Here is a 3,322-nt window from a genome sequence, read left to right on the forward strand (position 1 = left end):
AAAAGAATAAGGGGAAGACGGGGTGCCAGCTCGTCTCCCCCTTATTACCCAGAAGCTTCTGCTACCGGGAGATCCCTGAAAGGGCGGGTGCAGCCTCATGGGGAGAAGGCTGCACAGGAAACGGGTAGCGCTACAAGCTGCTCGTCGAGGTGGATCTGCTTGCTCGCGGCCACCCCCGCTTCCTTTCGGGTCTATATATAGAACGAACGAGAACCCCGTTTGATATCACTTTGCGGTCAGGAATTTCCCGCTTTGCCGTCCTGACTATCGAAAATATCCTGGAGAGGCCAGGGAAGAGGTTGGGGCTGAGCGCCTGGCTGTTGAGGGTAAGAGCGACGTGGGTGGGAGTGACCGGCAGCGAGTGGAGTTGTGGCAGGAGCTGCCGATGAGATGGCGGGGACGGTGATGGTCTCTGGCCTGCCCGCCCTGACTTGTTGCCAGATTGAGTCGACTTCCTGGGCCACCAGATCAAGGAAGGAAGCCAGGCTCAGCTCCTGGGCAGTTCCTTGCTCTGCGACTGAGTCTGTTCTGAGCAGGCAGCGGGAGAGAGAAAAGACACGCAGCGCCTGGGCCTGAGCCAGAACAAAGCAATCATTGCGTGAGAGAGCTGGCAGGCGCTGTTCAGAGGCCACTTGCAAGGAGCGCAGGCGGGTGACAGTCTCTTGCACCACTGTGGCCAGGGCCGCTGTGTAAGACAGCGGCCCTCTGGCTGGAGCCTGATGTTTACAGACCAGGATCGCATCGTAATTAATGGGTGAGCGTGCCTGGCTTTTCGGGGTTGCCAGAGCCAGCTCTGCCTTGATCGGATGCACCGCTGTGATCGCCAGGCCAGCTTGGAGAAGGGCCTCGCCGACGGCCAGCCAGCCCTCGGTACGCGAATGATGAAAACTAAAGACGAGCACCCCCTCAGCTTTGAGCACTCGTCGGCATTCTCGAAAGACCCGGCAGAGTGCTGCTGAAAATGCCTCTGCTTTCCTCTGCTGCACCTCCTGCGGCGAGCGTGTGGTCTCAGGAGCAAACTCGGGGTAGCGCTCCTGTAGCGCTGGGCGCAGCCAGGCATAGAAGAAATCGGCCAATTCAGAGTAATGCACGAAATCGAAATAGGGGGGATCGGTAATGATAGCATCGACTGAGCCGTCAGGTAAAGGAACCTGGCTGGAATCAGTGCATAAGAGGAGGGCGCGCCGTTGCTCGCTCAGCTCAGTAAAGTGGGAGGCAAGAGAGGTCATGGGCGAGTCGCTCAAGCCGTAGATCTTTTTGCCCACCAGTTTCCCTTTTTCTTCGCAGAGCGCCAACTCAAAAGGTTGCTGGCGGTAGCGCAGAGCAGGCAGCAGCCGCGAGTGGAAAAGCGTTGAAAAGCAGCCCGAGCTTTTCGGCGTGCCCCAGACCGAGTTTTCCAGGGCCATCCGTTCTGGCTTCAGAATATGATGGTAGAACAGATGGCGCACAGCCCCCGTGCCCTCACCCTTATACGAACACAGCATATTATTAAATTCAAGGGTGCCGGAAAAAAGCAACAGCAGCAGCTCACGGCAAGGCTCATCAGGCTCTGCCAGAATAGCTTCAAGGAGCAGGGAGAGGCAGTACAGCTGTCGCTCATTGAAGAGCTGTCGCCATGAGGTGAACTGGTACCGTCGGATCTGATCAGTATTGTGTCCCGCCAAGATAGGTGTTGCTGGAAGAGGACCTGAGTGCGAGCGCAGTAGCTCCCCTGCGAGAGCTACCTTTTGTCGGTCGTCTTCGGTAGCTGGAAGGTAAACCTTGCTGCCGTCGGGACGCAGCGCCAGGAGAGCATAGAGGTGGTAAGTTGGAGAGTGGCCTCCCTGGGCTACGGCGTGCACAATCGCGAAGGTGTGCTGACAAGAGGGGCAAGTGGCCTGGCTATGTCGCGCTGGCCCCCTATGAGGATCATATATCGTCTGGCAGCCTCTGCAGCGAACAACGCTGGCGTCGTAACGTATCTCGTTGATCGCTCCACAGTCAAGGCAGATCGATTGGCAAACAGGAACGCGCTGAGGGTAGGCGTGCTTGGCGAAAATCGTCGTATCGAAGAGATGAACCTGAGAACCACAGGCCGGGCAGGGGACACTCATGACCCAGAAGGCGTAGAGAAGCGGAAGAGGGAGTTCGCTCTCTGGATCAATGGTTTGGTAGAGTTGAGTGATGGGCTGCGCTACTTTGGCTGCTACCCGCTCGAAGGCGGCTAGCAGATCCTCAAAAGAGACTGGCTCAAGAGCTTTGCGCACCTGAAAAACACTGACGGGATTGATGTCGGCCCCGATGGCATAGCAGCCAAGCTTGAGCGCCTCGCCGATGATCGTGCCTGCTCCCATGAAAGGATCAAAGATCACCTTACCGGGGAAACGCAGCGCTTGATAAAAGCCCTCCCAGATATCCTGGTCGTTTTCGCTCAAAGCTCCGATCAGGATGGCGCGGAAAACCGATCCCAACCGTGTTGCCCACCATTTGTGCATGTGGTAAGTTGGACGATTGATTTCCTTGCGCCAACTCTCCAGTTCGGCCAGGAGACTCAGCTGCTCGGAGGGAAACTGCTGTTCAATCGCTGCCATATCCTCATTGCCCTTAATCGTTGGTACTGCTGTCTGGTGGATCTACCTCTCTGAACTTGCCCTTTTGCTCTGGCTCATGCGTGACGCTCTCAAAGGGAAGACCAGGTGTTCGCGTGGTCGTGACCTTGATTATAGTGGGACCTCTGGGTTCTTGTGAAGGCCCCTCCGATGTCTGATCTTCCTGGCTACTCCTGCTTGTTTGCTATCGACTTGCCGCCAGCTGCCGGGCCAGGTATGCTGCTGATTAGAAAGGAAGGTTGTTTTACCTGGACATTGTAATGGCCTGATCAATTGGTCAGGCCTTCGGCCAGAAGGGAGAAGCAACATGGGTTATCCCGTTCTTCACATCTTCAAGTCCTGTGTGAAAGCTATTCGAGCAGGGAAGCTGGTGCGGAGAGTGAGTGCGACGGATAAGGAGTACCACTTTCAGAGCTGGTTTGAGGAGTGTCTTCGTGAGGCGGGAGTAGCCTGCGTGTCTGGAGGCCGCAATCGCTATCCTGATTTTTGGCTTGCCAATGCTCCGGAAGGATATGAATTGAAGGCTCTGGCTTATCCTGGTCGCGACCGAGACTTTGACAGTAACAGTCAGGTGCCAACGGGATGGCATCAGGGAAGAACTATTTACTATGTCTTTGGACGCTATCCGCAAAATACTGCTCAGGAAAGTTATCCGCTTCTTGATTTTGTAATATGTCATGGAGATTTTTTGAACTCTGATCATGAATATATCCATAAAAATGAGAGTATTAAGG

Annotated in this window: 1 protein-coding gene and 1 pseudogene; one reads left to right on the forward strand and one right to left on the reverse strand. The window is 55.4% G+C overall.

Annotated features, from left to right (window positions below; all coding sequences use genetic code 11):
• Positions 1 to 236 precede the first annotated feature (236 nt).
• Positions 237 to 2,570 carry a hypothetical protein gene (locus IRZ31_RS20760; RefSeq protein WP_297157511.1) on the reverse strand — a complete coding sequence of 778 codons (2,334 nt, stop codon included), beginning with the start codon at positions 2,568 to 2,570 and terminating at the stop codon, positions 237 to 239.
• A gap of 325 nt (positions 2,571 to 2,895) precedes the next feature.
• Between IRZ31_RS20760 and IRZ31_RS20765 the strand changes: the two are divergent.
• A pseudogene (locus IRZ31_RS20765) lies at positions 2,896 to 3,322 on the forward strand (hypothetical protein); the annotation flags it as partial.

The organism is Thermogemmatispora sp., assembly GCF_019683635.1.
Taxonomy (GTDB): Bacteria; Chloroflexota; Ktedonobacteria; order Ktedonobacterales; family Ktedonobacteraceae; genus Thermogemmatispora.